Source organism: Alkalibacterium pelagium (genome assembly GCF_900109325.1).
GTDB classification, from domain to species: Bacteria; Bacillota; Bacilli; order Lactobacillales; family Carnobacteriaceae_A; genus Alkalibacterium; species Alkalibacterium pelagium.
The window spans coordinates 94,366-117,978 of sequence record NZ_FNZU01000009.1 but is presented as its reverse complement, the minus strand read 5'-3'; the positions used below and the strand labels follow the sequence as shown (position 1 = coordinate 117,978).

At 44.9% G+C, this 23,613-nt stretch carries 27 protein-coding genes; 8 read left to right on the top strand and 19 right to left on the bottom strand.

What is annotated here, in order from left to right:
- From BMX79_RS08500 to BMX79_RS08465, 8 genes are all read right to left on the bottom strand, one after another.
- Positions 1–192, bottom strand: a 192-nt coding sequence (locus tag BMX79_RS08500; protein ID WP_143059420.1) for a transposase, incomplete at its 3' end; no start/stop codon positions are given.
- A gap of 166 nt (positions 193–358) precedes the next feature.
- Entirely contained in the window at positions 359–2,644 is a 2,286-nt protein-coding gene (locus BMX79_RS08495) for a glycoside hydrolase family 65 protein (RefSeq protein ID WP_091481554.1), read from the bottom strand.
- A gap of 130 nt (positions 2,645–2,774) precedes the next feature.
- Positions 2,775–3,716, bottom strand: coding sequence for a sugar kinase (locus BMX79_RS08490; RefSeq protein ID WP_091481551.1), 942 nt, complete (start codon positions 3,714–3,716; stop codon positions 2,775–2,777).
- 12 nt (positions 3,717–3,728) lie between these two features.
- Positions 3,729–4,370, bottom strand: coding sequence for a bifunctional 2-keto-4-hydroxyglutarate aldolase/2-keto-3-deoxy-6-phosphogluconate aldolase (locus tag BMX79_RS08485; protein WP_091481548.1), 642 nt, complete (start codon positions 4,368–4,370; stop codon positions 3,729–3,731).
- A 199-nt stretch (positions 4,371–4,569) separates the two neighbouring features.
- Positions 4,570–5,235: a GntR family transcriptional regulator gene (locus BMX79_RS08480; protein ID WP_091481546.1), complete on the bottom strand. Its 666-nt coding sequence runs from the start codon at positions 5,233–5,235 to the stop codon at positions 4,570–4,572.
- Positions 5,236–5,560: 325 nt separating this feature from the next.
- Positions 5,561–7,270 carry a DUF2207 domain-containing protein gene (locus BMX79_RS08475; protein ID WP_091481543.1) on the bottom strand — a complete coding sequence of 570 codons (1,710 nt, stop codon included), beginning with the start codon at positions 7,268–7,270 and terminating at the stop codon, positions 5,561–5,563.
- A gap of 123 nt (positions 7,271–7,393) precedes the next feature.
- Positions 7,394–7,576: a hypothetical protein gene (locus tag BMX79_RS08470; protein WP_091481541.1), complete on the bottom strand. Its 183-nt coding sequence runs from the start codon at positions 7,574–7,576 to the stop codon at positions 7,394–7,396.
- Between the two features lie 17 nt (positions 7,577–7,593).
- Positions 7,594–8,298 (bottom strand): NAD(P)H-dependent oxidoreductase, encoded by a 705-nt coding sequence (locus BMX79_RS08465; RefSeq protein WP_091481539.1) that lies wholly within the window; start codon positions 8,296–8,298, stop codon positions 7,594–7,596.
- A 135-nt stretch (positions 8,299–8,433) separates the two neighbouring features.
- Between BMX79_RS08465 and dhaK the strand changes: the two genes are divergently transcribed.
- The 3 genes from dhaK to dhaM are packed head-to-tail and all read left to right on the top strand — an operon-like array spanning position 8,434 to position 10,405.
- Complete coding sequence (gene dhaK, locus BMX79_RS08460) at positions 8,434–9,426, top strand: dihydroxyacetone kinase subunit DhaK (protein ID WP_091481536.1); 993 nt, start codon at positions 8,434–8,436, stop codon at positions 9,424–9,426.
- Positions 9,427–9,447: 21 nt separating this feature from the next.
- Entirely contained in the window at positions 9,448–10,035 is a 588-nt protein-coding gene (gene dhaL, locus BMX79_RS08455; RefSeq protein ID WP_091481533.1) for a dihydroxyacetone kinase subunit DhaL, read from the top strand.
- Positions 10,028–10,405, top strand: coding sequence for a dihydroxyacetone kinase phosphoryl donor subunit DhaM (dhaM, locus tag BMX79_RS08450; RefSeq protein ID WP_091481530.1), 378 nt, complete (start codon positions 10,028–10,030; stop codon positions 10,403–10,405). The genes dhaL and dhaM overlap by 8 nt, the downstream gene beginning before the upstream one ends.
- Before the next feature lie 19 nt (positions 10,406–10,424).
- Here the strand turns inward: dhaM and BMX79_RS08445 are convergent, their stop codons facing one another.
- Positions 10,425–11,036 (bottom strand): ATP-binding protein, encoded by a 612-nt coding sequence (locus tag BMX79_RS08445; protein WP_091481527.1) that lies wholly within the window; start codon positions 11,034–11,036, stop codon positions 10,425–10,427.
- 1 nt (position 11,037) lies between these two features.
- The gene (locus BMX79_RS08440) at positions 11,038–11,475 is read right to left on the bottom strand and encodes an acyl-CoA thioesterase (protein WP_091481524.1); all 438 of its coding nucleotides are present in this window, start codon (positions 11,473–11,475) and stop codon (positions 11,038–11,040) included.
- 131 nt (positions 11,476–11,606) lie between these two features.
- On the opposite strand from BMX79_RS08440, the gene BMX79_RS08435 reads away from it, so the two are divergent.
- Positions 11,607–11,834, top strand: coding sequence for a hypothetical protein (locus BMX79_RS08435; RefSeq protein WP_091481522.1), 228 nt, complete (start codon positions 11,607–11,609; stop codon positions 11,832–11,834).
- An 80-nt stretch (positions 11,835–11,914) separates the two neighbouring features.
- Here the strand turns inward: BMX79_RS08435 and BMX79_RS08430 are convergent, their stop codons facing one another.
- The 5 genes from BMX79_RS08430 to BMX79_RS08410 all read right to left on the bottom strand — a co-directional run bounded on the left by BMX79_RS08430 (position 11,915) and on the right by BMX79_RS08410 (position 17,916).
- Positions 11,915–12,637 (bottom strand): MIP/aquaporin family protein, encoded by a 723-nt coding sequence (locus BMX79_RS08430; protein WP_091481519.1) that lies wholly within the window; start codon positions 12,635–12,637, stop codon positions 11,915–11,917.
- 15 nt (positions 12,638–12,652) lie between these two features.
- The gene (locus tag BMX79_RS08425; protein ID WP_170231005.1) at positions 12,653–14,320 is read right to left on the bottom strand and encodes an FAD-dependent oxidoreductase; all 1,668 of its coding nucleotides are present in this window, start codon (positions 14,318–14,320) and stop codon (positions 12,653–12,655) included.
- Positions 14,321–14,347: 27 nt separating this feature from the next.
- A complete protein-coding gene (gene glpK, locus BMX79_RS08420; RefSeq protein WP_091481514.1) occupies positions 14,348–15,877 on the bottom strand; it encodes a glycerol kinase GlpK in 1,530 nt (509 codons plus the stop codon).
- A gap of 281 nt (positions 15,878–16,158) precedes the next feature.
- Entirely contained in the window at positions 16,159–17,142 is a 984-nt protein-coding gene (pta, locus tag BMX79_RS08415) for a phosphate acetyltransferase (protein ID WP_091481512.1), read from the bottom strand.
- Positions 17,143–17,229: 87 nt separating this feature from the next.
- Positions 17,230–17,916 carry a uracil-DNA glycosylase gene (locus BMX79_RS08410; RefSeq protein WP_091481509.1) on the bottom strand — a complete coding sequence of 229 codons (687 nt, stop codon included), beginning with the start codon at positions 17,914–17,916 and terminating at the stop codon, positions 17,230–17,232.
- Between the two features lie 104 nt (positions 17,917–18,020).
- On the opposite strand from BMX79_RS08410, the gene BMX79_RS08405 reads away from it, so the two are divergent.
- On the top strand, positions 18,021–18,908 hold the full coding sequence (locus tag BMX79_RS08405) for a Cof-type HAD-IIB family hydrolase (RefSeq protein WP_091481506.1): 888 nt from the start codon (positions 18,021–18,023) through the stop codon (positions 18,906–18,908).
- Between the two features lie 127 nt (positions 18,909–19,035).
- Here the strand turns inward: BMX79_RS08405 and BMX79_RS08400 are convergent, their stop codons facing one another.
- The 3 genes from BMX79_RS08400 to BMX79_RS08390 form a co-directional block, all read right to left on the bottom strand.
- Positions 19,036–19,566 (bottom strand): acyl-CoA thioesterase, encoded by a 531-nt coding sequence (locus tag BMX79_RS08400; RefSeq protein ID WP_091481504.1) that lies wholly within the window; start codon positions 19,564–19,566, stop codon positions 19,036–19,038.
- Between the two features lie 11 nt (positions 19,567–19,577).
- A complete protein-coding gene (locus BMX79_RS08395; RefSeq protein ID WP_091481501.1) occupies positions 19,578–20,201 on the bottom strand; it encodes an NUDIX hydrolase in 624 nt (207 codons plus the stop codon).
- A gap of 66 nt (positions 20,202–20,267) precedes the next feature.
- Positions 20,268–21,002, bottom strand: coding sequence for an NAD-dependent protein deacylase (locus BMX79_RS08390; RefSeq protein ID WP_091481498.1), 735 nt, complete (start codon positions 21,000–21,002; stop codon positions 20,268–20,270).
- A 131-nt stretch (positions 21,003–21,133) separates the two neighbouring features.
- On the opposite strand from BMX79_RS08390, the gene thiD reads away from it, so the two are divergent.
- The 3 genes from thiD to BMX79_RS08375 all read left to right on the top strand — a co-directional run bounded on the left by thiD (position 21,134) and on the right by BMX79_RS08375 (position 22,918).
- Positions 21,134–21,958, top strand: a complete 825-nt coding sequence (gene thiD, locus BMX79_RS08385) for a bifunctional hydroxymethylpyrimidine kinase/phosphomethylpyrimidine kinase (RefSeq protein ID WP_091481495.1) — start codon at positions 21,134–21,136, stop codon at positions 21,956–21,958.
- 74 nt (positions 21,959–22,032) lie between these two features.
- Positions 22,033–22,197: a YvrJ family protein gene (locus BMX79_RS08380; RefSeq protein ID WP_091481492.1), complete on the top strand. Its 165-nt coding sequence runs from the start codon at positions 22,033–22,035 to the stop codon at positions 22,195–22,197.
- 145 nt (positions 22,198–22,342) lie between these two features.
- Entirely contained in the window at positions 22,343–22,918 is a 576-nt protein-coding gene (locus BMX79_RS08375; protein ID WP_091481490.1) for an LURP-one-related/scramblase family protein, read from the top strand.
- Between the two features lie 123 nt (positions 22,919–23,041).
- Here BMX79_RS08375 and BMX79_RS08370 read toward each other — a convergent pair whose 3' ends face one another.
- Entirely contained in the window at positions 23,042–23,599 is a 558-nt protein-coding gene (locus BMX79_RS08370) for a GNAT family N-acetyltransferase (protein WP_091481487.1), read from the bottom strand.
- Positions 23,600–23,613 lie beyond the last annotated feature (14 nt).

The window sequence follows — 23,613 nt, the reverse complement described above, 5'->3', positions numbered from 1 at the left end:
GAACAGAAGGGCCTTGAGTAGAACTTTTGGGTGATAAGCCGGCCGACCAAAGTCATTTTCAATCAGACGGTAATGAGCATCATCCAAGTCTTCGACGACCTCGTTGATAGAATATATAATATGATTATTGGGTAAAAGTGAGTCTATTTCTAATGGCAAGGTTGTCTGGTTCATGGTATATTGAGTATACATAAGGAGCACCCTTTCTATGATTTGTTGTGGTGACTTAATTATATCAAAGCCGTGCTCCTTTTGCGTACATAAACAAATAAGATCCGCTAAAAATCTCAAGTAGATTTTCAGCGGATCTTATTATTTTTCTGGGACTTTTGTCCCAGCCTCTTTTTCTATCATCCGATTAAAGCTGAATCTGTTCTCCATTCTCAACAATAGTGATCGGCTCTCCTTCAAGCAATGTATACTCCGTGGATGACGGGGTCAGGGAAACTTGGATCAGCCTGTCTTTCACTTGTACCTTGAAACTTAATCTGCTCCATTCCTTAGGACAATGAGGCGTGAAGTAAAGGGTACCGTCATTGAAACGCATCCCTGCAAAGCCCTGAACGATACTCATCCATGTTCCGCCCATATTGGCAGCATGTACCCCATCTTTCGTATTCGACTGAAGGTCACTGATATCCATCAGCGCCGTATCCATGAAATAGTCATATGCTTTTTTATGTTTGTCTATCTGACTCGCCATCATACCGAAAACAGACCGTGAAAGAGAGGAATCATGTGTGGTTACTTTTTCATAGTAATCATAGTCCCGTATCAACTGATCCATGGAAAAATCATCGAAGAACAGAAACTCTGCCAGAACCGTGTCTGCCTGCTTACAGACCTGATGCTTATAAATCGTCAACGGGTGATAATTTAGAAGCAATGGGTAATTATCCTTCGGAGTGTGTTCAAAGTCCCAGACTTTTTTGTGAAAGAAACTGTCGTCCTGCATCGTCAGTTCTTTTTCCTCGTCGTAAGGAAGGAACATTCTGCTCTCTGCTTGTTTCCAGTTTTCCAGTTCGTCTTCAGTCACATGCAGCTCATCCAGTTTATCTGTCTCCTGCTTCAACGCTTTCTGAACGTACTCGATGGCATAGGACAGGTTCTTTTTCGCCATCAGATTGGTATAGAAATTGTTGTTGACGATCGCCGTATACTCATCGGGTCCCGTTACATCATTCAGGACAAAGGCGCCATTACGTTCGTCGTCAAAATGTCCCCATTCCAGCCAGAAGCGGGCCGTTTCCACGAGGATGTCCAGTCCTTCATTGAACATGAAAGCCTCATCTTCCGACACTTTACCGTAATCATAGACGGCATGAGCGATATCGGCATTGATGTGAATCTGAGCTGTACCAGCTGGATAATAAGGACTTGCTTCTTCCCCATTGATGGTCCGCCAGGCAAACAACGCCCCGTTTTCAATAGCCATAGTCCGTGCCCGCTCTCTCGCCTGTGGAAGGATACTGTGACGATACATCAGGAGAGATTTGGCAATCTCCGGCTGAGTGTAAAGGAAGAACGGAAACATGTACATTTCTGTATCCCAGAAATAATGCCCTTCATACCCTTCACCAGTGAGTCCCTTGGCAGACATATTCGTGTGCCCATCCCGACCGGCTGCCTGATGCAGGTGGAACAGATTAAATCTTAGTCCAATTTGGAGCGCCTGATCGCCCTCCAGCTTAATGTCACTCACCTTCCAGAAATCGTCCATGAATGAGAGATGTCTATCTTTCACTTCGTCATAACCCAGCATTTCAACCTCTGACATGATTTCCTTCAGATTTTCAGCATGAGAACCGGTGTCTTCTTCATTACTATATTTATGACTGTAAGCAGTGAAACGATCAATGACTACTGGTGCTGACTTGTCAGTCTGAAAGCTAGCGGTGACCTTGTTTTCAACCCGCTCAAGGCTGACCAGTTCGGGTTGAGACACGACATGATCATAAATGACTGCATGCAGATCAGAAGCGTGAGTACTGATATGAATCATACGGCCCGAATCAGTCGATAGAGGGCGGGAATCAAATCTTCTTTCCGCCTGTTCTTTTTTTCTTGGATCCGGATCATCTTCCGCTGATTCTTCCTTACCCATATCCTTTAGTTCATCCAGTTCGAATGTCAGCTGCACTGGCAGTTCATCTGCTTCTGACTCAATAGTGATTCGCTGCGCCAGTATTTCCGGAAAATCGTAGGAGACAAAGCGTTCAATCGTGACATTTATTGATTGCTGCTTGGAATTTTCCCATGAAAAGGTCCGGGTCAGCAGACCTTTCTTAAGATCCAGGGTGCGTGAATGATGATCAACTTTTCCTGTTTCAAGATCAAATCTCTCGTCACCCAGTGACAGGTCCATTTTTTTAGCGTCGGGAATAGGAATCGTCGTCTGATGGTGAGTTGCATATCCGTATGCCCATTCGCCGTAAGTGATCGGTTCGGTATCATAAAACCCGTTCATCAATGTGCTGCCGCTGTGACTGTAAGACTGGGTCCGATGCCTTTCCTCCAGGCTGCCTCTTGTCCCGATGTGTCCGTTTGAAAGTGAGAAGAGCGTTTCGTTCTGTCTTATCTGTTCTGAATCTGTACCAACTTCTTTAAGCGTCCACAGAGTGCCGTTTTCAATCAGGTCATGCATAAGCGATCGCCTTCCTTTCTTTACTGTTTATTTTGTCAATAACCCGGAAAGAAAGCAAGCTGAAGCCTTTTTGCTGCAGCAAAAAACCTGAACAAGCCAGACATCAGTCGGCATATTCAGGGTAGAGTCATCAATAATTTTCAATATAGGTAGTCAATTCTTCAAGGGAAGGCAGCCCTTCATTGTCCCCTTCATGCTGAACTTGAAGAGAGCCGATTGCATTGGCACGTACCGCAGCTTCCGGCCAGGTCATGCCGCTTAAATAGCCATGCAGAACGCCTACAGCAAATCCGTCTCCGGCGCCTACAGTGTCTACGACTTTCTGTACTTTAAAGCCAGGCACGTTAACTGTCTCTTTTCCTTTTTCTGTGACAAAAGCTCCGCCTGCTCCGCTTTTTGTAATGACGACCTGCGCCCCCTTATTGATATAGAAGCTCGCTATAGCTTCAACGTCATCTGTTCCAACCAGGGTCTTGCCTTCAGATACACCAGGAAGCACCAGATCCGAGAGACCAGCAAGATCATTTAAGACAGTCACCATTTCGTCTTCTGAAGACCAGAGGGCAGGCCTCAGGTTTGGGTCGAATGATATAAATGTTCCAGCCGATTTAGCTTTCTTCATCAGATAGACGATCGCTTCTCTAACTGTGCTGCTTACTGCTGGCGGAATACCAGTTATATGAAGCAGCTTCACATCAGAAAAGTCGATCCTATTTACATCAGCCTCTGACAAGGTTGTAAATGCACTGCTGTTTCTATAGTAGGCCGTAGAAGGATCGCCGTCCTGAACTTTATTCTTCATCATCAGCCCAGTGTTCTGCTGCGCTGATTGAGAAATGTAACTTGTCCCTATCTTTTCCTTTTCGATGGCTTCTTCAATATAAGCCCCTATAGGATCCATTCCCAGCTTGGTGACGTATTCCACTTTGTAATTCAGGCGAGACAATCCTATCCCGACATTGATTTCCGCTCCGGCCAGAGACCGCTTGAACAAAGTAACATCTTTCAGCTCCCCATATTCCTGAGCAGTAAACAATCCCATGGGTTCTCCAATTAAAATGACATCCGGCATATGATCACGTCCTCACTTCACTTCATTGTATTTCTGAACAAAGGCTTGAGCCTGCTCTGTGACACTTGAGTAGCCTTGAGTCTTCAAATCTTTAGTCAACGCACTGCCGATACCGACAGCCCATGCTCCATTATCGATCCACTGATCCATATTATCCAGACTCACTCCCCCGGAAGGCATCATTTCTACATGCGGAATCGGGCCATGCACATTTTTGATAAAAGCAGGTCCCAATATCCCACCCGGGAATACCTTGACCACTTCGACTCCTGTCGCCAGTGCGTCGGCTACCTCTGTCACAGTTCCGCATCCAGGAAGGTAGGGGATGCCATATGTATTGCAGACTGCTGATATTTCCGGCACCATATTAGGGCTGACGATGAATTCAGCTCCCGCAATAATAGCAATACGTGCTGTTATTGCATCCATTACTGTTCCTGCTCCTACTACCATGTCAGTACCGGCAAACTTTCTGGCAAGATCACGGATCGATTCGTCAGCCTGCGGGGTAGTAAAGGTCACTTCGATGTTTTTGATTCCGCCTTCAAAAACAGCTTCGGAAATACGTGTCGCTTCTTCAGCAGACCTCCCTCTAATCACTGCAAACAGATAGTTGTCTTTTAAGCGGGTCAAAATTGCTTGTTTTTTTGTCATAATATCCTCCTTGAATTCCTGAACTCGTATACTAGTATAACGCTTCCCTTTATAAAGCTCAATGATCCAATATACATATATAAGACCTGGTAAACAGTTCAGGCAAAGTTCTAACGTAATGATTACCCCTGTCATATCCCTTGCTGAAAATCATCGGAATTGCCTCTACTTCTGAGTCAGGCTTTCAGCTAACTGGTGTTTATTTACTGAAAAAATCAGAATACTTTTCTATAATTTCGCCTTGAGCTTCATCCATCAGATTGATATGTGCAGTCACTAAAGTCTTTACTTCGTCTACCTGCTTAGATTTTACAGCTTTAAGCAGCCCTTCATGCTCATCCACTATCTGATTGTAGTCAAATGTTATGTCTTTAAGATGGAGCCAGCGAAAACGGTCGAGGTGTACACTGGCTTCTTTTATCCACTGCCATACCTGAGCTTTACCGACGAGTTCATAGCATTTCTTATGAAATTCATTATCAACATCAAAATAATCGGAAACATTATTATCCTTAAAGGTTTCTCTCTGTCTATCCAGAATTTTCCAAAGCACCTTCTCGGACTTTTCATCCATCACGCCGCACAGCTCTGTCATTACTTCTTTTTCCACACACTCTCTAATAAAACGTGCCTGTAATGCTCTACTCATATCTATTCTGGATACATACGTTCCTGACTGAGGAAATGTAAAAATCAGATTCTGCTTTTTCAGCTGCTTCAATGATTCTCTGATTGGGGTTCGTCCGACTTTAAGAAGTTCAATCAAATGAGATTCTGAAATTTTCTGACCTGGATACAGATCAAGTTTGATGATCATCTCTCGTAAAACTTCGTACGTCTGGTCCTGCAAAGTGATAGTCTGCATAAATACCTTCCTAACTTAATTTAGTCATACTTGTATATTAATATCATAAATATATCACATTTTAACAGTCAGTGTCAGTTTTTTATGAAAACCCTATTATTATTGCAACTCGTGCCTTTTTTCAAATAAAAAATTCAGCTCCATTACCCTCTCGTTATAAGATTGATTAAATCATATGCCTTCAGTCTTTCAGCATTTCGTTTGTATGCGTTAACTTGTATACAAAAAAGCTAGACTCATTCAGAAGGTAGCCCCTTCTGAACAAGCCTAGCACATTTATAGTTCCCAATAGATCATATTGTCTGTATGACTAGCCGTGTTAACCTCAGCGTGCTCCGCCTCCTCCGCCACCCATGGCGCCGCCCCCACCACCGATAGAGGTCGATCCGCCGAAGCCACCTGAAGATGAGTAGCCTCCATTCGAGTAGCCGCTGTGCATACTGCTGGAAAATACATGCAAGCCTGGATAATACGTATAGTAATACGGGATATACTCGATATCCTGTTCTGCCCAGTCCGGCATGATTGCTTCAATAGACTTGATCACTTCTTCTTCTTTTCCATACAAGCCTGCCCACATCAGGAATGACTCTTCAGGAATCAGCTGTTTATAGCTGAGTGATTGGTCTTCGCCTAATGCATTCAGATGATTTTCAAACTGGGTCAGATGATCGTAGAGTCTCTGCCCTTTTTTTGTAATCGATGTATACGGCAGTCGTGCAGTCAGGAAAGAAACAGTATCTTCCTTGATATACCCCTCTGCAATCATCAGATCTCTGGAGTCGTCAAGAAGCTGCTTATCAAGCTTGTGAAGTTTGTCTGCCTGTTTTTGAGCCCATTTCTTCATTTCTTTGCTGCTCATCTGGTAGTTGGTGTCGCTAGCTTCGATCAGAGATCTCCAGAGCTCTTCTTCAACAGGTGAACCTGCCAGTTCTTGCTGCGACTTTCTTTCAAAAGCCTCCGGCACAAAAGTCAGACGGGTCTTATTTTTCCTGCCTTCTTCACCTTCCTCAATAGTCAGACATTTATCCTTTGACCATTTCAATAAGAAGGCAAAGAAATAGTGCTCAACCGTTCCCATCTGCAGCTGCTTCAGGAAGAAGGCAATATCTGTAATATCACCATCTTTGTAGGGAATGTCTGTGTAATACATCCCTTTGTTCCGTTTACGCTGTTCGTAGTAATTAGGTATTTTCCCGCCATCTTTTTTCAGCTGTTCTATTTTTACGAGAATGGCTACTATGGCAAGGACGAATGCTACAGATCCACTAATAATAATTGAGAGGATTACCCCACTCAGTCCTCCCCCATCTGCCCCGCCTCGTCCAGGATCCTGCTCTATATCCTCAACAACTTCTGCAAGTGTTCGTTCGTCATAATAGGACAGCAAAAACGGATCATTCAGAAACTGCACAACGACTGCGACATTCTGGTTATCTTCCAATTCAGTCTGAGCATAAGTACGGACGTGTCCATCTAGCAGGTCGATCTGTCCCTCATAGCCAAATCCCCAGATTCTGGTTGAATCCTGAGAAAACTCAAAAGGGCCACTTATATCGATCGTCAGATTTTCAGGAGGAATGTCTCCAAATGTATTGAAGTTCCAGTGCATGGACTGCCCGTCTTCCATCTGTCTGACTATATTGCTAAGAGTATAGGTCACTATGTACTCGTTACGCCCATAGTCTCCGATCCCCCATATCAGTTCCGTTTCAGACGCACTGTCATCTACGCCATATGATCCGGCTTTATCTTCTCTAGAAGCATTGGAATCCCAATTAGTCTGTTCTTCCATACCTTCAACGTAGAAATCGATGACCTCCACACCATCGGTTTCTTCTATGACTATAAAAAGTTCAGTTCCTTCTTCCATAGTCATGTCCCGTCGTTCAGTAATAACGGCCGTCCCGTTTTCAAGCAGCTGGACATCAATAGTCAAGTCGTGCATTGTATTGCCCTCTGCCTGTACCGGACTAGCTGTAAATATACTTCCTGTTACCAGGATAATCAGCCAGCCTACCCACCCATACTTCATAATTGCTCCTCCTTTTTTTCTCTTGATAACAGTATATATAATAAAAAAGAGAAAAAATACAGTCTTAGGACTGATTTTTTCTCTTTTGCTCGTCAGCTGTTATGATTTTCCGATTGACCGGCATCAGTTTCCCCAGTTGCCAGGGCTCCATAATGTGCCATCCAGTTCTCCCTGAAGCTGCTGTTTACGAGTTTCCTGTTCTCTGATCAGATCAGCGGCTGCTTTAAGGAGTGCTTTCTGTTTATAATCCTGGCTTGAATCAAAGAGCTGATCCAGTTCTCTGATGACCCATTCCTGTTCATCCATCTGTTTTCACCTCTCCTTTATTCATGATAATTATCGATATGCATGCGCAGTTCATCCAGTTCCATTCGGTTGTCTTCAATATGTTCGATTACCTGTTCGATAATAAAATCAGAGTGATCAGTCCCCAAAGTTTCAGTCGCGGTCTCTTTCAACGCGGCAATTACCCACTCTTCACGAGGTTTAAGAGAATCCGGTTTTTTCAGCGTCAGATACTGCTGATAACGGATCAGCAGGCCCATCCGCTCTTCTTCACTCATATAGGCATACTGAAATATCGAGAGCGGTTTAATATAAGTCATACCTGTTTTTCTTGCCACCGCCTGGAATGGCTTGGTCAATTCACTGATACTGTAGCCTTCCTGACCACCCGTCTGGTATTCCTTCTCTGCCAGTCCTATGGAAAGAACGAGTCCCAGCTCTTTTCCCTCCAGTTTGTTCCCCCTATACCCAAAGGCAAAATGTTCGGTCAGAACCTCATCCTGCCAATGCTTTAAGAGGGGTGGAGACGAATACCAGTAGAACGGAAACTGAAAAATGATCCGGTCGTGAGACTTAAGCAGCTCCTGCTCATGTTTTACATCTATGACTCCATCAGGATAAGTTTTTTCGAGCGGATGCAGTGTCACCTGCTCCAGTGAACGGTCTGACAAAGCCTGAATAAGAAACTGCTGGCTACCCGATTCATCTACGCTCGGATGGCTGATAATGACTAATGTTTTCATATCTTTTCTCCTTCCCGTTCAATCTATGGTATCAGTATACCAAAAAGTCCTTTCTCAGAAGTGAATAATTAGAAGTTCATTTTGAAAACGGGTACAATGTGTTTAGAGAAAACAATAAGGAGGCAGAATATTATTATGAAGAAAATTATCAATCAGCCGGACCAGGTCGTCGGTGATATGCTAAACGGATTGGCTTATGCATATGACTCGCTGGTCAGGCGAGTGCCTGATACGACTGTGATCGCACGGACACTTGACCCATCGGGTAAAGTCGGACTGGTAAGCGGCGGAGGTAGCGGACACGAACCCAGTCATGCCGGTTTTGTCGGCAAAGGTATGCTTTCAGTAGCTGTAGCCGGGCAAGTCTTTACGTCCCCTACACCTGATCAGATTCTTGAAGGCATAAAAGCTGCAGACGAAGGTCAAGGCGTTTTTCTTGTCATCAAGAACTACACAGGTGATGTCATGAACTTCGACATGGCAAAGGAACTCGCTGAACTGGAAGATATCGAAGTCGATTCCATTGTTGTTGATGACGACATTGCTGTAGAAGATAGTACATTTTCAGCCGGCAGAAGAGGAGTCGCCGGAACAGTCTTCATGCATAAGATTCTTGGAGCAGCAGCCGAATCAGGTGCATCACTCAAAGAAATCAAGGCACTGGCTGAACAAGTTAATAACAACTTGTATTCTATCGGTCTGGCACTTTCTCCTGCAACCAATCCTGAAGTGGGCAAGCCGGGATTCGAGCTTGAAGATAATGAAATAGAGTTCGGAATCGGCATACACGGAGAACCTGGATACAGCCGTGAGAATCTGAAGCCATCAAAAGAGCTGGCTGAAGAATTTGTATCCAAACTTAAAAAAGAAGCAAACTGGTCATCTAGAGACAAGTTTGCCGTGATGGTAAATGGAATGGGTGCTACTCCGCTGATGGAGCAGTTTGTCTTTATGAACGATATCAGAGCTTTGCTGGATGACGGCGAAGACCTGGATCTGGTCTACAGAAAAGTAGGCGATTATATGACGGCAATCGACATGGCAGGTGTCTCCTTAACTTTACTAAAAATAGAAGATGACAAATGGATCGACTACCTTAATGCACCTGTTGAGGTCATTGGCTGGTAGTTAACTGGAAGGAGCGTTTAAATGGCACAGACAGAAAAATGGATAAAAAGTTTCGAACACTTCAGCAGAAAAATAACAGATGAGAAAAGTTTTCTCAACGAACTCGATTCCGCAATCGGCGACGGAGATCACGGAAGCAACTTGACAAGAGGAGTAGCGGCGGTCAATGAAAAACTGGAGCAGCAAAGCTACGACAATCTGTCAGACCTTTTCAAGGACATCGGAATGGTCCTCGTAAGTAAAGTCGGTGGAGCCAGTGGTCCCTTGTACGGCTCGGCTTTTATTTCCATGGCCAAACAGTCCAAGGAATCAGATGACATTTCATCTCTCCTGTCCTCCGGTCTCGACGGCATAACCAAACGGGGTAAAGCTGAAACAGGTGAGAAGACGATGGTTGACGTCTGGGCGCCTGCAGTCGATGCCTTGAAGGATGGGACACTTGATCAGTCAGTGATCGACAGTGCTCTGGAAAGCACGAAAGACATGAAAGCGACTAAAGGGCGGGCATCTTATTTAGGCGACCGTTCAATCGGTCACATCGATCCCGGGGCACAATCGAGCGCCTATTTCTTTGAAAGTCTTCTGGAAGCGGGTGTGACTGATGAGTAAATCCTATGGTGTGCTTCTCGTCTCTCATGTTGAAAGTGTCGCATCCGGTCTGAAACAGCTTCTGGACCAGGTCGCTTCCGATGTGACGATCAGAACAGCGGGGGGAACAGAAGACGGCGACGTGGGGACATCCTTCGATCTGATCAGCGAGACTCTGGAATCCTTCGAAGAAGATAATGTCCTGTGCTTTTATGATCTGGGAAGCGCAAAGATGAATCTGGACATGGCAACTGAAATGACTGAAAAAAATGTGGAGATTTTAAACACTGCCTTCATAGAAGGAGCCTACACCACTGCTTCACTGCTCCAGGCTGATGTCCCTCTGGATAATATTAAAGAACAGATCAGTAAGCTTGTTATAAAAGAGTAGAAAAAACGACCCGTCCTGTTTACTCAGGGCGGGTCGTTTTTTTATAGCCTCTCTCAAGCAGCCAGTCATTGATTTTCCCGGCGGTCGCTTCGGCTGACAGTTCAGTTGTATTCAGCTTGAGGTAGCTGACTTCCGGAAGCTTGGCTTCAACTTCTCCATCAAAGGAATTCAATCGATGCTTTTCCATACTCTGAAGCAGTTCGGCTTCGGAAAAATCCACGTCTCTTTTCGATGGCTTCATTGACAGACGCAGCTCACTTTTATTACGTTTGAGCCGTACATCAAGATCCGCTTCAAGTTCAATAAAGTATACATTCCCTCCGGCATCAAGAAACAGCGACGACCAGTTCCTCAGGATGTCCCAGTCCGTATCCACATCAAAGCCTGCGACTACCGTAAAGATAATGCCATGAGTGTCATTTGATTCAGGGTGTTCAGTAAAGGCTTTGAACAGGTCATACCTGACGACTTCAGATAGACGAAACGTATCACGTGTGTACCCTAGAAATCGGGCAAACAGATCGATCGTTTCATGATTGAACAGAAGCCTGGCATCGATTTTCTTCTCCAGAGCCTGTCCTACAGTCATTTTCCCCACAGCCTGCGGCCCGACGATCAGAATCAGATCCATATCAGTGCCCCCTATGCTCCAAGGATGCTTCATGTAATTCATTGAACAAGTCGAAAAGTTTCTTGTGTTTCCGTTTAAGTGACATTGGCCGGTAAGTGTCTTTATCGAGGAACGCGTGTCGGGATTCACCTGTTGTCTTAAGACTTCCTGTTTCCTTATCAGTAACTTCATAGCTGATGACCATTTTTACTCCGGTAAACTCTTTAATCTCAGCATCTATTACGACAGTTTCTCCATAGCGGACCATCCCTTTATACTCAGCCTGCACTGACAGGACAGGAATAATGATCCCTTCGTTTTCCATCTGATGATAGCCGTATCCCAGCTCTTCCATCAGATGAGTCCTCGCCTCTTCAAACCATCTGATATAATTTGAATGATGAACGATCTGCATCTGATCTGTTTCGTAATATTGCACTTTATGTAAACATAGTGTCATAATTGTGACCTTCTTTCTTTTACATTCAACTTTTATCGTTACCAGTGTAGCACAAGCTGAGAGGGTTATGTTAAAATTATACGAGACGATATTGTGTATGTTATCACTAGTGAAGGTAAGGAGGAACAGAAGTGAAGCGGACTATTGGATCAGTTATAGGATGGGTTGCGATTCTAGCCGGGGTTATCGGCTTACTGCTGGCAGGCTTCGGGCATGATCCCCAGGCAATGATCAGCGGTGGAGTAGGCATCGTTCTGGCTGTAGCAGGATTTTTCCTTAGAGCACAGACCACACGCATGAACATTACGGCGATCGGCCTATCTATTGCAGCTATTTTGTTTGCCAGCGTAACTTATTGATTTTCAGCACTCATAATAAGGCCACTGCTCCCTATATGGGAGAGCAGTGGCTTTTACTGAGTGATAAGATACGCGAAAATTTAGAATGTCATGGCGAGGAATACGAGTGCCCCGACAGCTCCACCAATGAATGGCCCAATGATAGGAATCCAAGAATATTCCCAGTCCGAACTTCCTTTATTCGCTATCGGAAGAATCTGGTGAGCGATTCTTGGGCCCAAGTCACGTGCCGGGTTGATGGCATACCCTGTTGTTCCTCCGAGAGAGAGACCGATGGCCACGATCAGAAGACCAACAATCAGCGGATTCAGTCCGTCTGTAAAGTCCCCTTGAGTAAAGGCCAGAAGACCGAATACCAGAACGAATGTAGCAATCGCTTCAGATAATAAGTTCCATTTCGTCCCTTTGATTGCTGGTCCAGTGGAGAATACAGCCAGAATAGAGGCCTGATCATCTGTTTCTCTAAAGTGAGGGATGTAGTGCAGCCAGACTATAACTGCTCCTGTGAACCCTCCAGCTATTTGAGCGATCGAGTAAGGAATAACCATTCCCCATCCGATTTCACCTGCTACAGCCATTCCAAGTGTCACTGCCGGATTGATATGTGCAGGGGACAGCCAGCCTACTGCATAAACTGCCATAGCAACCGCCAGCCCCCAGCCTATCCCGATCATGATCCATCCACTGTCATAAGATTTAGTCTTTTTCAGTACATTCGCCGCGACAACCCCGTCTCCTAGAAGAATGAGGATCATCGTACCGAAATACTCGCCAAGTAATTGCTGAAATAAAGTCGTTTCCACTATAAATCCCTCGCTTTATTTGATTTTGAATTCCTCCAACGATACTTCTCTTACTCTTTCATCCAAATGAATTGACCAGTTTTCTTTTTCTTCTTCGCTCCATCCAAGTTCTTTCTGCATCACCTCAAGAACCGATTCTTTTAGTTCAATAACCCGGTCAATATTGAAGAATATTGAATCTGTCCGTCTTTCAAAGAAGTCCTCTGGAGACAGAATCATTTCATGCTCCAGCCCATATGCCAGCTGTAAGGCATCTTTTAAAGGCATATCGAACGTATGCGCCTTGTCCAGCAGTTCATACACTTTAAAAATATTAGTCCCATACCAGTCCGCCAGGAACCGTGCGTCTTCCTGATCCAGACCGGCATCAGTCCCATCTTGACTGTGCTGATCTATAAATGTCTGGAATGCACTTGGATCTTCGACATCTCCGCCGGAAAGCGGAATAGTCTTCGTATCTACCTGATCGAACCTTACATTCAGTTCTTCAAAGGCTTTATCAATAACTTCACAGGCATCTTCCGCCATTCGCCGGTAATCAGTCAGTTTTCCTCCGGCAATCGTGATCAGCCCGTCTTCTTCAGTAAAGATTTCGTGGCCTCTGGAAATGCCTGACGGGTCATCATTATTCTCATCCTGAATCAGCGGTCTGAGTCCTGCCCAGCTTGATTCGATATCATCCAATGTTATGGATACTCCGTCAAATCGGTGATTGATTGTCTGCAGGAGGTAATCAATGTCTTCCTGTGTGATGGACGGGTCCTCGTACGCCCCCTCAAATGGGGTGTCCGTCGTTCCAAAATATGTTTTATTGCCACGTGGGATAATGAAGACCATACGATTGTCTTCCTGTCCAGTATCTGTGTAAATGGTTCTGGACACAGGGAGTTTAGAATGATCCACTACAAAATGGACTCCTTTTGTAGGGAACATTTTGCCTTCAGTATCGGCCTTCCTGTTTTTTCTTGTCTCATCCGACCAAGGACCGGTGGCGTTCACCACGACTTTCGCATCGATGTCAAAGGACTCCTCATTCAACGTATCCATTGCTCTGACAGTTCTTATCTTACCTTCATCATCATAACCGAATGATTCAGCTTTAACATAGTTGGTTATAATGGCTCCCAGTTCGTCAGCTTTTTTGATCGTTTCGATTGTCAGTCGGGCATCGTCATTCGTGTAGTCAAGGTAGAAACCTCCAGCCATAAGTCCTTCTTCTTTCAAGTGAGGTTCTTCTTTAAGCACCTCTTCCTTGTCAACGATATAATGCGCCCATTCTTCATCAGTCTCTGCCAGATAATCATACAGGTGGAGAACAACTTCTGCAGTAAATTCATTAAAAGATGCTCCTGGTTCATCATATACCGGCATCAGCATATAGCTCGGCTGGACAATATGAGGTGCATTTTTTCCAATGACAGCCCGTTCCTTCGCCACATCTGATACGAGCTCCACATCAAACTGTTTCAGATAGCGCAGGCCCCCATGTACAAGTTTGGTTGACCGGCTGCTCGTCCCTCCTGCGAAATCCTGCATCTCGATCAGACCAACTTTTATGCCTCGGGCAGCGGCATGGAGAGCCAGTCCAGCTCCAGTGATGCCGCCTCCGATGATCAGCAGATCGACCTGATCAGATGACAGCTTCTTTATATTCTCTTTTCTGGTCTGAGCTGAAAATGTCATGCGTTCATCAGCTCCTTTCATTAAATTTTATACGTCTTTCTCTTCTTTTTTTACTTTTTTCGGCTTGAATTTGAATGCCTGAGTTGCCTTGACAGCTGCCTGCCAGCCTTCATACAGATCTTCACGGACCTCTTCGTCCATATTAGCCTCAAAGGTTGCTGATTTGTCCCATTTCGCTTTGATTTCATCCAGATCTTTAAAGAATCCTGTAGCCAGACCGGCGAGATATACTGCACCTAAAGCGGTCGTTTCCATAATTTTAGAGCGTTCAATCTTCACATCCAGAATATCCGCCTGAAACTGCATGAGGAAATCGTTCATGCTGGCTCCACCGTCCACTCGCATCGTTTCTGTCTTCAGTCCTGCATCCTCATTCATCGCATCCACAACGTCTCTTGTCTGGTAAGCCAGAGATTCGAGCGTGGCACGAATAAAGTGTTCTTTCTCTGTTCCTCGAGTCAGTCCGAAGACAGCGCCTCTGGCATCCTGGTCCCAATGCGGTGCACCCAGTCCGGTAAAGGCAGGAACAACATAAACATTGTCTGTTGTATCTACACGTTTAGCATAATCTTCTGACTGAGGAGCATCTCTGAACATTCTTAAACCGTCACGCAGCCATTGAATGGCAGAACCGGCAACGAAAATTGCCCCTTCCAGCGCATAATACACTTCATTATCCAGTCCATATGCCAGTGTTGTCAGCAGACCATTCTCAGACTGAATCGGCTCTTTCCCGGTATTCATAATAATGAAGGCACCAGTTCCATAGGTGTTCTTGACCATCCCTTTATCAAAAGCAGTCTGTCCGAACAAGGCTGCCTGCTGGTCTCCCGCTATTCCTGCAATTGGCACATTGACACCTTTGAAAATAGCATCCATTGTCTTGCCAAATACGCCTGAAGACGGTTTGACTTCCGGCAGCATGCTTTCAGGAATATCCAGAAGATCGAGTATATCTGAGTCCCACTGCATATCATATATATTATAAAGCATAGTGCGGCTGGCATTAGAATAGTCCGTAGCGTGAACCTCTCCACCTGTCAGCTTCCATAAAAGCCAGGTATCGATCGTTCCGAACAGCAGCTCTCCATTTTCCGCCCGTTCTCTGGATCCTTCTACCTTATCCAGGATCCATTTGATCTTCGTCGCTGAAAAGTAGGAATCTACAATCAGTCCGGTTTTCTTATGAATCATATCCTTATGTCCATCTTCAACCAGCTGATGAGCGATATCTGACGTCTGCTTCGACTGCCAGACGACTGCAGGGTAGATCGGTTCACCTGTCTCCTTATCCCAGATGACTGTCGTTTCCCGCTGGTTTGTTATACCGATACTGTCGAGTTCGTCTGCCTCTATACCTGCTTCTATCATGACGCTTGCAATGACCTGAAGTGTCTTCAGCCATATTTCGTTTGCATTATGTTCCACCCATCCCGGTTCCGGGAATGACTGCTCGATTTCCTTCTGGGAACTCCACCTTGGTTCCCCGTCCTTATCGAATATGATCGCCCGAGTGCTTGTCGTCCCCTGATCGATTGCCATAATGTAATCTGCCATTGATATACCTACTCCCTTTCTCTTATTTGTAAAGGCTTACCGTCGAATACAGTATAACATTGCACCCTTCACTTCTTCTAATAGTAAGCATATGAAGGGGTAAATTTGTTAATTTCATCCTCCAGCTCATCTTACTTTTGTTAGGTGAGGTCATAAGTTGACTGTTCATTTTCTCTAGTGAGTAGTTCCTTGTAACGACCACTTATCTTACCTGATTCCTAATTAAACCAAAAAAAACAGCTCGAGTGAGCTGTTTTCTTTACACTATTTTGATAGTATGATTAGTCGTTCATCAATGCCTGATTTGCCGTAATGATGGCTGTCTTATAGACATCTTCTTCGACACATCCACGTGACAGGTCGGAAACAGGTTTATTCAGACCTTGAAGGATCGGTCCGACTGCTTCGAAGTTTCCTAAACGCTGAGCGATTTTGTACCCAATGTTTCCTGACTGCAGTTCAGGGAAGACAAACACAGTTGCTTCACCTGCTACGTCTGATTCAGGTACTTTCTGCTGGGCTACAGCAGGAACAAAAGCCGCATCGAACTGAAGCTCGCCATCAATAGCTAAGTCAGGAGCAAGCTCCTGCGCAATTTTTGTTGCGTTACGCACTTTTTCTGCTTCCGGTGCATTAGCTGATCCTTTTGAAGAGAAGCTCAGTAATGCAACTTTAGGGTCGATACCGAACATTTTAGCTGTACGGGCACTTTCCACCGCGATTTCTGCCAGGACCTGCTCATCCGGGTTAGGATTGATTGCACAGTCGGAGAACAAGTATTTTTCCTGTCCTCTTCCACGTAGCATGATGAATGCCCCAGACGTACGGCTTACGCCAGGACGGGTCTTGATGATCTGAAGAGCCGGACGAACCGTATCTCCTGTTGAGTGAACCGCTCCACTGACCAGGCCAGCTGCATAGTCCAGATAAACAAGCATGGTACCAAAGTAGTTCACATCTTTAAGCTGAGTTCTAGCCTGCTCTTCTGTGGCTTTCCCTTTACGTCGCTCAAGAAATGCTTCAACCATTTCATCAAACTTGTCGTATGTTTCAGGATCGATGATTTCGATGTCCTTCAGGTCATACCCATGAGCTTTTGCTTCCTCAAAAATGTCTTCTTCTTTTCCGATCAGAACTGGTTCAAGGATGTTTTCGTAATGAAGGCGTAATGCCGCACCTAAAATACGTTCATCTGTCGCTTCAGGAAAGACGATTTTCAGATCTTTTCCTTGAATATTCTGTTTCAGACTTTCAAATAATTCCACTTGATTTTCCCTCCAGGATTTGTTTTTTCCACATTCTTAATCATACCACTTTTCCATTGGTTTTCACAGTTTAACCATTAAATTATTCTAGTCATTCGGGTTTTCAGGCAAGCTCCAGTCAACTGGCTCGTCACCCATTTCCTTAAGAATCCGATTGGTTTCTGAAAACACACCTGACCCTAAAAATCCCCGATATGCAGACAATGGACTAGGATGAGATGTTTTAAGCACGACATGTCTGCGGGTATCAATCATCTTCTCTTTTTTCTGAGCCGCATTTCCCCAGAGAAGAAACACAATCGGTTTTTCTCTTTCACTCAAGGACTTGATCACGTGATCAGTCAGCTCTTCCCAGCCTCTGTTACGATGCGAGTGAGCCTCTCCTCCTCGGACAGTCAATACAGTATTAAGAAGCAGCACGCCTTCTTCAGCCCATTTTTTCAGATACCCGTGAGAGACTGGATAGATCCCCAGATCTCTCTCCAATTCCTTGTAAATATTTTTAAGAGAAGGTGGCACACCAACCTCAGGCCTGACGGAAAAACTTAAACCATGAGCCTGATGCTTGCCGTGATAAGGATCCTGTCCTAAAATCACTACTTTGACTTTGCTGAAAGGGGTCCATTCAAATGCCTGCCAGATATCATCCATGACAGGATAGACGGCTCCTTTAACGTATTCTTTTTTTAAGAACTCTCTTAATTCCTGATAGGACGCTGTCTGTTCAGCTTCTTTTAAAATAGGTGTCCAGTCATTATCCACTGGGATCGACATATGTAAACTTCCTTTCTCAATTGAGTAAATTTATCTGCCTTTATCCTCTATTTTTGTTAGACTGATACTATATGAAAGATAGATTATTAAAGGGGACGAAACTAATGATCAAACTGATTGTTTCCGATATGGACGGAACACTGCTTAATGAACACATGGAAATATCCAATGCAAATGCCTCTGCCATCAAGCGTGCGCAGGAACAAGGCATCCATTTTGCTATCGCGACCGGTAGAGATTACCCGATGGCTTCGCCTATGCTTAAGGACCACACCATCATCTGTCCACTGATTGCACAGAATGGTGCCCAATATTTTGACGGAACCGGAAAAAATCTCTACAATATCGGCTTGGAGAAAAAGACGGTCAGACAGATGCTTGACGTCTTTTCTCAATACGAATCACTTCATGAAGAACTGATGACATCCAAAGGCATTTATTCTGATAATAAGGATCAGCGAGAAGAAATGCTCGCATCCATGTTAGCAGATATGAACCCGGATATCACGTTTGAAGAAGCACTTGAAACAGCTAAGAAACGAGTAGATGAGATGCCGATCACTTATGTGGATGACTATTCCGATGTTCTGAGCGACCAGAGTCTTGTCGTACTGAAGGTAGCGGTCCATACCAAAAAAGGAAAGACTTTACTGGATCCGTTAAAAGAGAAGCTTTATGAGGCGGTACCAGATCTGGCCATAACTGCATCAAGTGAACGAAACCTTGAGATCAACCATCAGAATGCCCAGAAAGGACTGGCCGTCGCGAAACTGGCTAGAAAGCTGGATCTTAAAGCTGACCAGGTCATGACTATCGGGGATAACATCAACGACATCTCCATGCTCAAATGGGCAAAATACTCAGTTGCCATGGAGAATGCTGCACCCGAAGCCAAGGAGGCTGCCAGTTACTTTACTTCAAGTAACCGTAAGAATGGTGTAGCCGAAGCGATCACTCGTGTCTTAAGTGGTAAAATTTATAAAAATGACTAAGGGCTTGTCGCCTCGCCTCTCTCCTGCTTTGACGGTTCGATAACAAACCGTCAAAGCCCGGAGAGGGGCTTTTTTCCGGGCAAAATAGTGATCCGGTAAACTGAAGTAGGAATTGGGATGATTTTGATCAGCTCATCCAGGGAGGCGTCAGTGTCAATCCTTTAATCAGGTCTTCATTGAGTTTCTTGTCAGCCAGGCGTTTCTTTCTTCTTTCAGTGTAATCTCTGCAGACTTTCTGCTCTTCCTCTGATTCACAGATCAGGTCAGGAAGAAGGGACTGATCTGATTCGAATGAGCCGACGAGTACGAAGGTGAGAAAACTGGTCGCCCCGATATAGGTCTCCCCTGTTTCCAGATCTTCACCCAGCACTTTTGCAAATACTTCAATGGACCGTCTCCCAGAACCTGTTACATAAGTTTCAACACTCACCGCGTGACTGGCTTTAATTGGGTGAAGAAAATGAAGCTCATCCATCGAAGCCGTCACCAGGGCATTGGACCGGGCAAATTTTGCGACCGACATGGATGCCGTATTGTCGATCAGACTCATCAGGTTCCCGCCGAATAGAGTCTGGTGGCCGTTCAGTTCAGATGGGAGGACTCTATGGGTCTGGACGACCCTTGTTTCATTGCAGCTCATCTGTTTCTTTATAGTCATATTTATTCTCCTTAAAATTCAGTCGTCTGGCTGTCTGTGATGATATCTATGAAGCGATGGGTAAACTGCGCTGTGAACCCCCAGAGATACTGGCCATCCAGCCGATAAAAAGGGATGCCCTGCTTTCTGGTCGTCCATGTGTACTTGTCTCCATTGGATATCAGTTCGAAGGGAAAATCCTCCTTGTGTTCCACGATCAGATCCACATAATGATATTCGGGTTGATGTGTCAGGAAATAATCAAGCGGAATCGTGAACAGTGACTCCACTTCCTCGTTCGGCTGGAGAGACTTTAGTGTACAGTTCTTGAGTTCTCCAGCGAAACAATGAATGATATGAGTATGGGTGGCGATATAATCGATTTCTCCATATATGTCGATCTGGCTCTCTTTCACATTCAGTTCCTCAACTGTCTCTCGAATTGCGGCCTCTTTGTAAGTTTCCCCCTCTTCAACTGCTCCTCCGGGAAAAGATGTTTCCCCCGGCTGAGATACGCTCTGACTTCTTTTTTCAAATAGGAGGTGCGTCTCCCCATCAATTGTAATAAGTGGCAGAAAGACAGAAAATCTTCTCTGTCTGCCTAATGGTTCTGGTCTATACTGACTGATTTTATTTCTTACCGTGTTATTCTCCATCTCCAACACTCCATATCTGACCTCGGACTGTATTTACAGGCCTATTATACCAGGTATAACCGCTGATCATGTCAGTTCATTCTTTACTGCTTCTGCCCATTGACTGATAGATGTTTTGAAACTCAGTCCGAATGGATAAGAGAGCCCGGTCCTCCCTTTATTGACTAGAATGCTATTATCCCCTTGAAAATCATATACGAATCCGGCAGCGGGATACACATTAAGACTTGTTCCCAGGACCAGCAAGACATCTGCCTGACTAACGGCCTCTACGCTTCGACGGATGTCTTCAGGATCGAGCATCTCTCCATAAAGAGTGACATCCGGCCTGACCCATTCTCTCCCGACATGCATGGCTGTCTCCGATTCAACGGCTTCCTCATAAGAATAAATCGTCCCATCACGGGATACCACTCGAGCGGTACTTCCATGTAACTCAATGACCTTACTGCTTCCAGCTTTCTGATGAAGGCTGTCGATATTTTGTGTTATGACCGTTACTTCTTTCCCCATCTTTTCAAGATCTGCCAGAAAGACATGGCCCGGATTGGGCTGCGCTTCTCTTCTCAGGAGATTCTCCCTGTAAAACTTATAAAATTGATCGGGTGCCTGTTCGAAAAAATGATGGCTCAGAACTTCTTCGAGAGGAGTAGTGAGATTTGTCTGCTTATTATATAGCCCCCGGCTTGAACGAAAATCAGGTATGCCGCTTTCTGTAGACACCCCCGCGCCAGTGATTACAGCTATGGACTTACTGGTATTCAGCCATTCCGCTGCTTTTTTGATACGCTGTTGGTCCATCTTTCACATCTCTCCTTCTTTTGCCTGCCATTATCCTTTACTCGAGTAGCTTTCTCCTATTATACTAGGAATGTACTATTGAAACGCAAGATATTCATAAGACTCACGATATAAAAAATGGAGGGACTACTATGTCTGAACCGAAACTCACTTTAACGATAGCCGGAAACGATGCCAGCGGAGGAGCCGGAATTGCTGCAGATTTAAAAACCTTTGCCGAATATGGCACATACGGTATTGCTGCACTGACAGTTATTGCTACAATGGATCCACAGAACAGCTGGAGCCATAATGTCACACCAATAGATGCTCAAATTGTAAAAGATCAGCTGACCACTGCTTTTGCAGGACCGGCTATTTCAGCCGCAAAAACAGGGATGCTTCCTAATCCGGAAGTAACCCGAGTCATTGCAGATATGCTGAAAGAGCATCCAGAAACACCACTGATCGTAGACCCGGTCATGGTCTGCAAAGGGGAATCTGACGTACTGAATCCGGAAAACGTGACCGCTCTCAAGGAGTACCTGGTGCCGCTTGCCAGCATCATTACCCCGAACCTCTTTGAAGCGGGACAGCTGTCGGAACTGGGGCTTCTGCATTCACTGGACGATATGAAAGAAGCCGCTCAAATCATTTATGACAAAGGGGCTAAACTGGTCGTCATCAAAGGCGGAAAAGCCCTTGAAGGAGAAGATGCTGTTGACCTGGTCTTCGACGGCGAGTCCTTTACACTTTTATCAGCAAGGAAGATTCCTTCTGCAAACAGTCACGGAGCCGGCTGTACGTTTGCCGCAGCCATCACAGCTGGGCTTGCAAAAGGACTGGATCCTGTTGAAGCTATCAGAAAAGCTAAGCATTTTGTGACTGAAGCGATGCAGGCAGGTTTTGCCTTCAATGAATATGTCGGTCCGGTCTTCCACAGTGGCTATAGATTGAACAGACAGTCGGAAATTTAAGCCTCTCATACAGGTTACACTTTAGCCCTATTCTCCGTTATTACCTGTATACGGAAGAAAGGAGGCTGACTGTTATGTCTGGAACTGACTGGTTTCCGGCGATGATCGACATGATTGCTAATGTAGGATTTCCTATCTTCATTTCACTGGTGCTGCTTCATCGCATGGAAAACAAGCTCGATGCGGTAGTCAAAGCGCTCAACGATCTTACAGCTGTGACTGAAGCACGCCACCGGTAATTCTCGTGAGAGTGTCTTTTTGAGGCACTCTTTTTCTTGTAGATACTGAACGGAATGAGAAGCTTTTCTTTTTTTTCTATCCACTGTAATAGTGGTATAATAAATAAAAGCACTGTACACGTTTGACGAACTAGAGGTGATAGAAATGGTTCGGCTATTTGTCAACAAAGAATACCAGACCTTGCAGGACCGGATGATCGTAAAAGATGCTGCAGGTGAAAAAATATACCTGATTGTCGGAAAATGGGGGCGGCTCGGAGACAAGCTGACTGTCTACTCTATGGACGGGAAACGAATCATAGAAGCCAGACAAGTCAAACTCTCAGTTTTTCCTAAGTTCCGTCTGTTTCAAGATGGAAAGAAAATCGGAACAATAAAGAAACGTCAAGGTCTTCGTGGAATGTCGCATCCGTACTTCACGATCACACGTCTCAACTGGATTATCACAGGGGATTACGATAAACAGATTTTCTCCGTCAGACGATTCGGAAAGCAGATTCTGTCTATCGAAAAATGTGTGTCATTTATGGGTGAATTTTATATTCTCGATTTTCAGAATGAAAAAATCGCACCTGTAGCCTGTCTCATTTCTCAGTTGCTCGATCACTACGGTCAGAATAAATCAACAGTATGGAATGATATGAAGCAGCAGAAGTACAGTCTCAGTTTCATGCATCCAATCTGGCTGAGAGTGAAAAAGCTGCTCTGGTCAAACAAGTGACTCCGAAATTATAATAAGCCCGAAGACTGCATTTATCCAGTCTTCGGGCTTATTTTAGAAATCGGTCCTGTCCATTGAGCAGCTGCTCACTCGGTCAGCTCACATTAGTATCCGTATTCCTGTCTATACCCGCTTCTGCATATGATCGTAATGGTGTCCGGCGATCATAACTTCCTTTACCTTCTGAAAGCCTTGTGCTTCGTAAAGCTTCAGAGCCCGAGGATTGTCGTGGTCGACATTGAGTCCGACTTCTGTAAAGCCTTCTGATTTCGCTTTGTCATAAACCGCCTGCATCAGTTCTTTGCCAATTCCTTTTCCTCTGAACGCATCCTTCGTAACGATGGAATCAAGATACCATTCGCCTTTTAGAGCCTCATCTTCGATAAATGTTTCAAATGGAGGGAGGTTGTAGGCCGATATCAAGTCTGACAGCTGTTCATACTGATCGGCACTTCCCCCTGGGTAGGAAAAGCAGAAACCGGCTATTTCTCCATCGATCTCTTTTAGAAGGGCATTTTTGTACCCTTGAATAAACGATTCACTTCGAACAGCATGAACCATTGCCGGCCTCAGTTCTTTCCATGATACTTGAGCCATGATCGGCAGTTCCATATCTGTCAGAATTACTTTAAATAAATCAACGATCGCTTCTGCATCTTGTCGTGATGCTTCTCTGATCATACTAAAACTCCTCA

Coding starts and splice junctions, on each gene's coding strand:
- BMX79_RS08375 (WP_091481490.1), top strand. CDS start 22,343: ATGGTTCGGCTATTTGTCAACAAAGAATACCAGACCTTGCAGGACCGG.
- BMX79_RS08395 (WP_091481501.1), bottom strand. CDS start 20,201: ATGGAGAATAACACGGTAAGAAATAAAATCAGTCAGTATAGACCAGAA.
- BMX79_RS08465 (WP_091481539.1), bottom strand. CDS start 8,298: ATGAAAACATTAGTCATTATCAGCCATCCGAGCGTAGATGAATCGGGT.
- BMX79_RS08370 (WP_091481487.1), bottom strand. CDS start 23,599: ATGATCAGAGAAGCATCACGACAAGATGCAGAAGCGATCGTTGATTTA.
- BMX79_RS08480 (WP_091481546.1), bottom strand. CDS start 5,235: ATGCAGACTATCACTTTGCAGGACCAGACGTACGAAGTTTTACGAGAG.
- dhaM (WP_091481530.1), top strand. CDS start 10,028: ATGAGTAAATCCTATGGTGTGCTTCTCGTCTCTCATGTTGAAAGTGTC.
- thiD (WP_091481495.1), top strand. CDS start 21,134: ATGTCTGAACCGAAACTCACTTTAACGATAGCCGGAAACGATGCCAGC.
- BMX79_RS08495 (WP_091481554.1), bottom strand. CDS start 2,644: ATGCATGACCTGATTGAAAACGGCACTCTGTGGACGCTTAAAGAAGTT.
- BMX79_RS08475 (WP_091481543.1), bottom strand. CDS start 7,270: ATGAAGTATGGGTGGGTAGGCTGGCTGATTATCCTGGTAACAGGAAGT.
- BMX79_RS08425 (WP_170231005.1), bottom strand. CDS start 14,320: ATGACATTTTCAGCTCAGACCAGAAAAGAGAATATAAAGAAGCTGTCA.
- BMX79_RS08445 (WP_091481527.1), bottom strand. CDS start 11,036: ATGGATCTGATTCTGATCGTCGGGCCGCAGGCTGTGGGGAAAATGACT.
- BMX79_RS08490 (WP_091481551.1), bottom strand. CDS start 3,716: ATGCCGGATGTCATTTTAATTGGAGAACCCATGGGATTGTTTACTGCT.
- BMX79_RS08470 (WP_091481541.1), bottom strand. CDS start 7,576: ATGGATGAACAGGAATGGGTCATCAGAGAACTGGATCAGCTCTTTGAT.
- BMX79_RS08440 (WP_091481524.1), bottom strand. CDS start 11,475: ATGACACTATGTTTACATAAAGTGCAATATTACGAAACAGATCAGATG.
- BMX79_RS08400 (WP_091481504.1), bottom strand. CDS start 19,566: ATGACTATAAAGAAACAGATGAGCTGCAATGAAACAAGGGTCGTCCAG.
- BMX79_RS08485 (WP_091481548.1), bottom strand. CDS start 4,370: ATGACAAAAAAACAAGCAATTTTGACCCGCTTAAAAGACAACTATCTG.
- BMX79_RS08390 (WP_091481498.1), bottom strand. CDS start 21,002: ATGGACCAACAGCGTATCAAAAAAGCAGCGGAATGGCTGAATACCAGT.
- BMX79_RS08405 (WP_091481506.1), top strand. CDS start 18,021: ATGATCAAACTGATTGTTTCCGATATGGACGGAACACTGCTTAATGAA.
- dhaL (WP_091481533.1), top strand. CDS start 9,448: ATGGCACAGACAGAAAAATGGATAAAAAGTTTCGAACACTTCAGCAGA.
- dhaK (WP_091481536.1), top strand. CDS start 8,434: ATGAAGAAAATTATCAATCAGCCGGACCAGGTCGTCGGTGATATGCTA.
- BMX79_RS08380 (WP_091481492.1), top strand. CDS start 22,033: ATGTCTGGAACTGACTGGTTTCCGGCGATGATCGACATGATTGCTAAT.
- glpK (WP_091481514.1), bottom strand. CDS start 15,877: ATGGCAGATTACATTATGGCAATCGATCAGGGGACGACAAGCACTCGG.
- BMX79_RS08410 (WP_091481509.1), bottom strand. CDS start 17,916: ATGTCGATCCCAGTGGATAATGACTGGACACCTATTTTAAAAGAAGCT.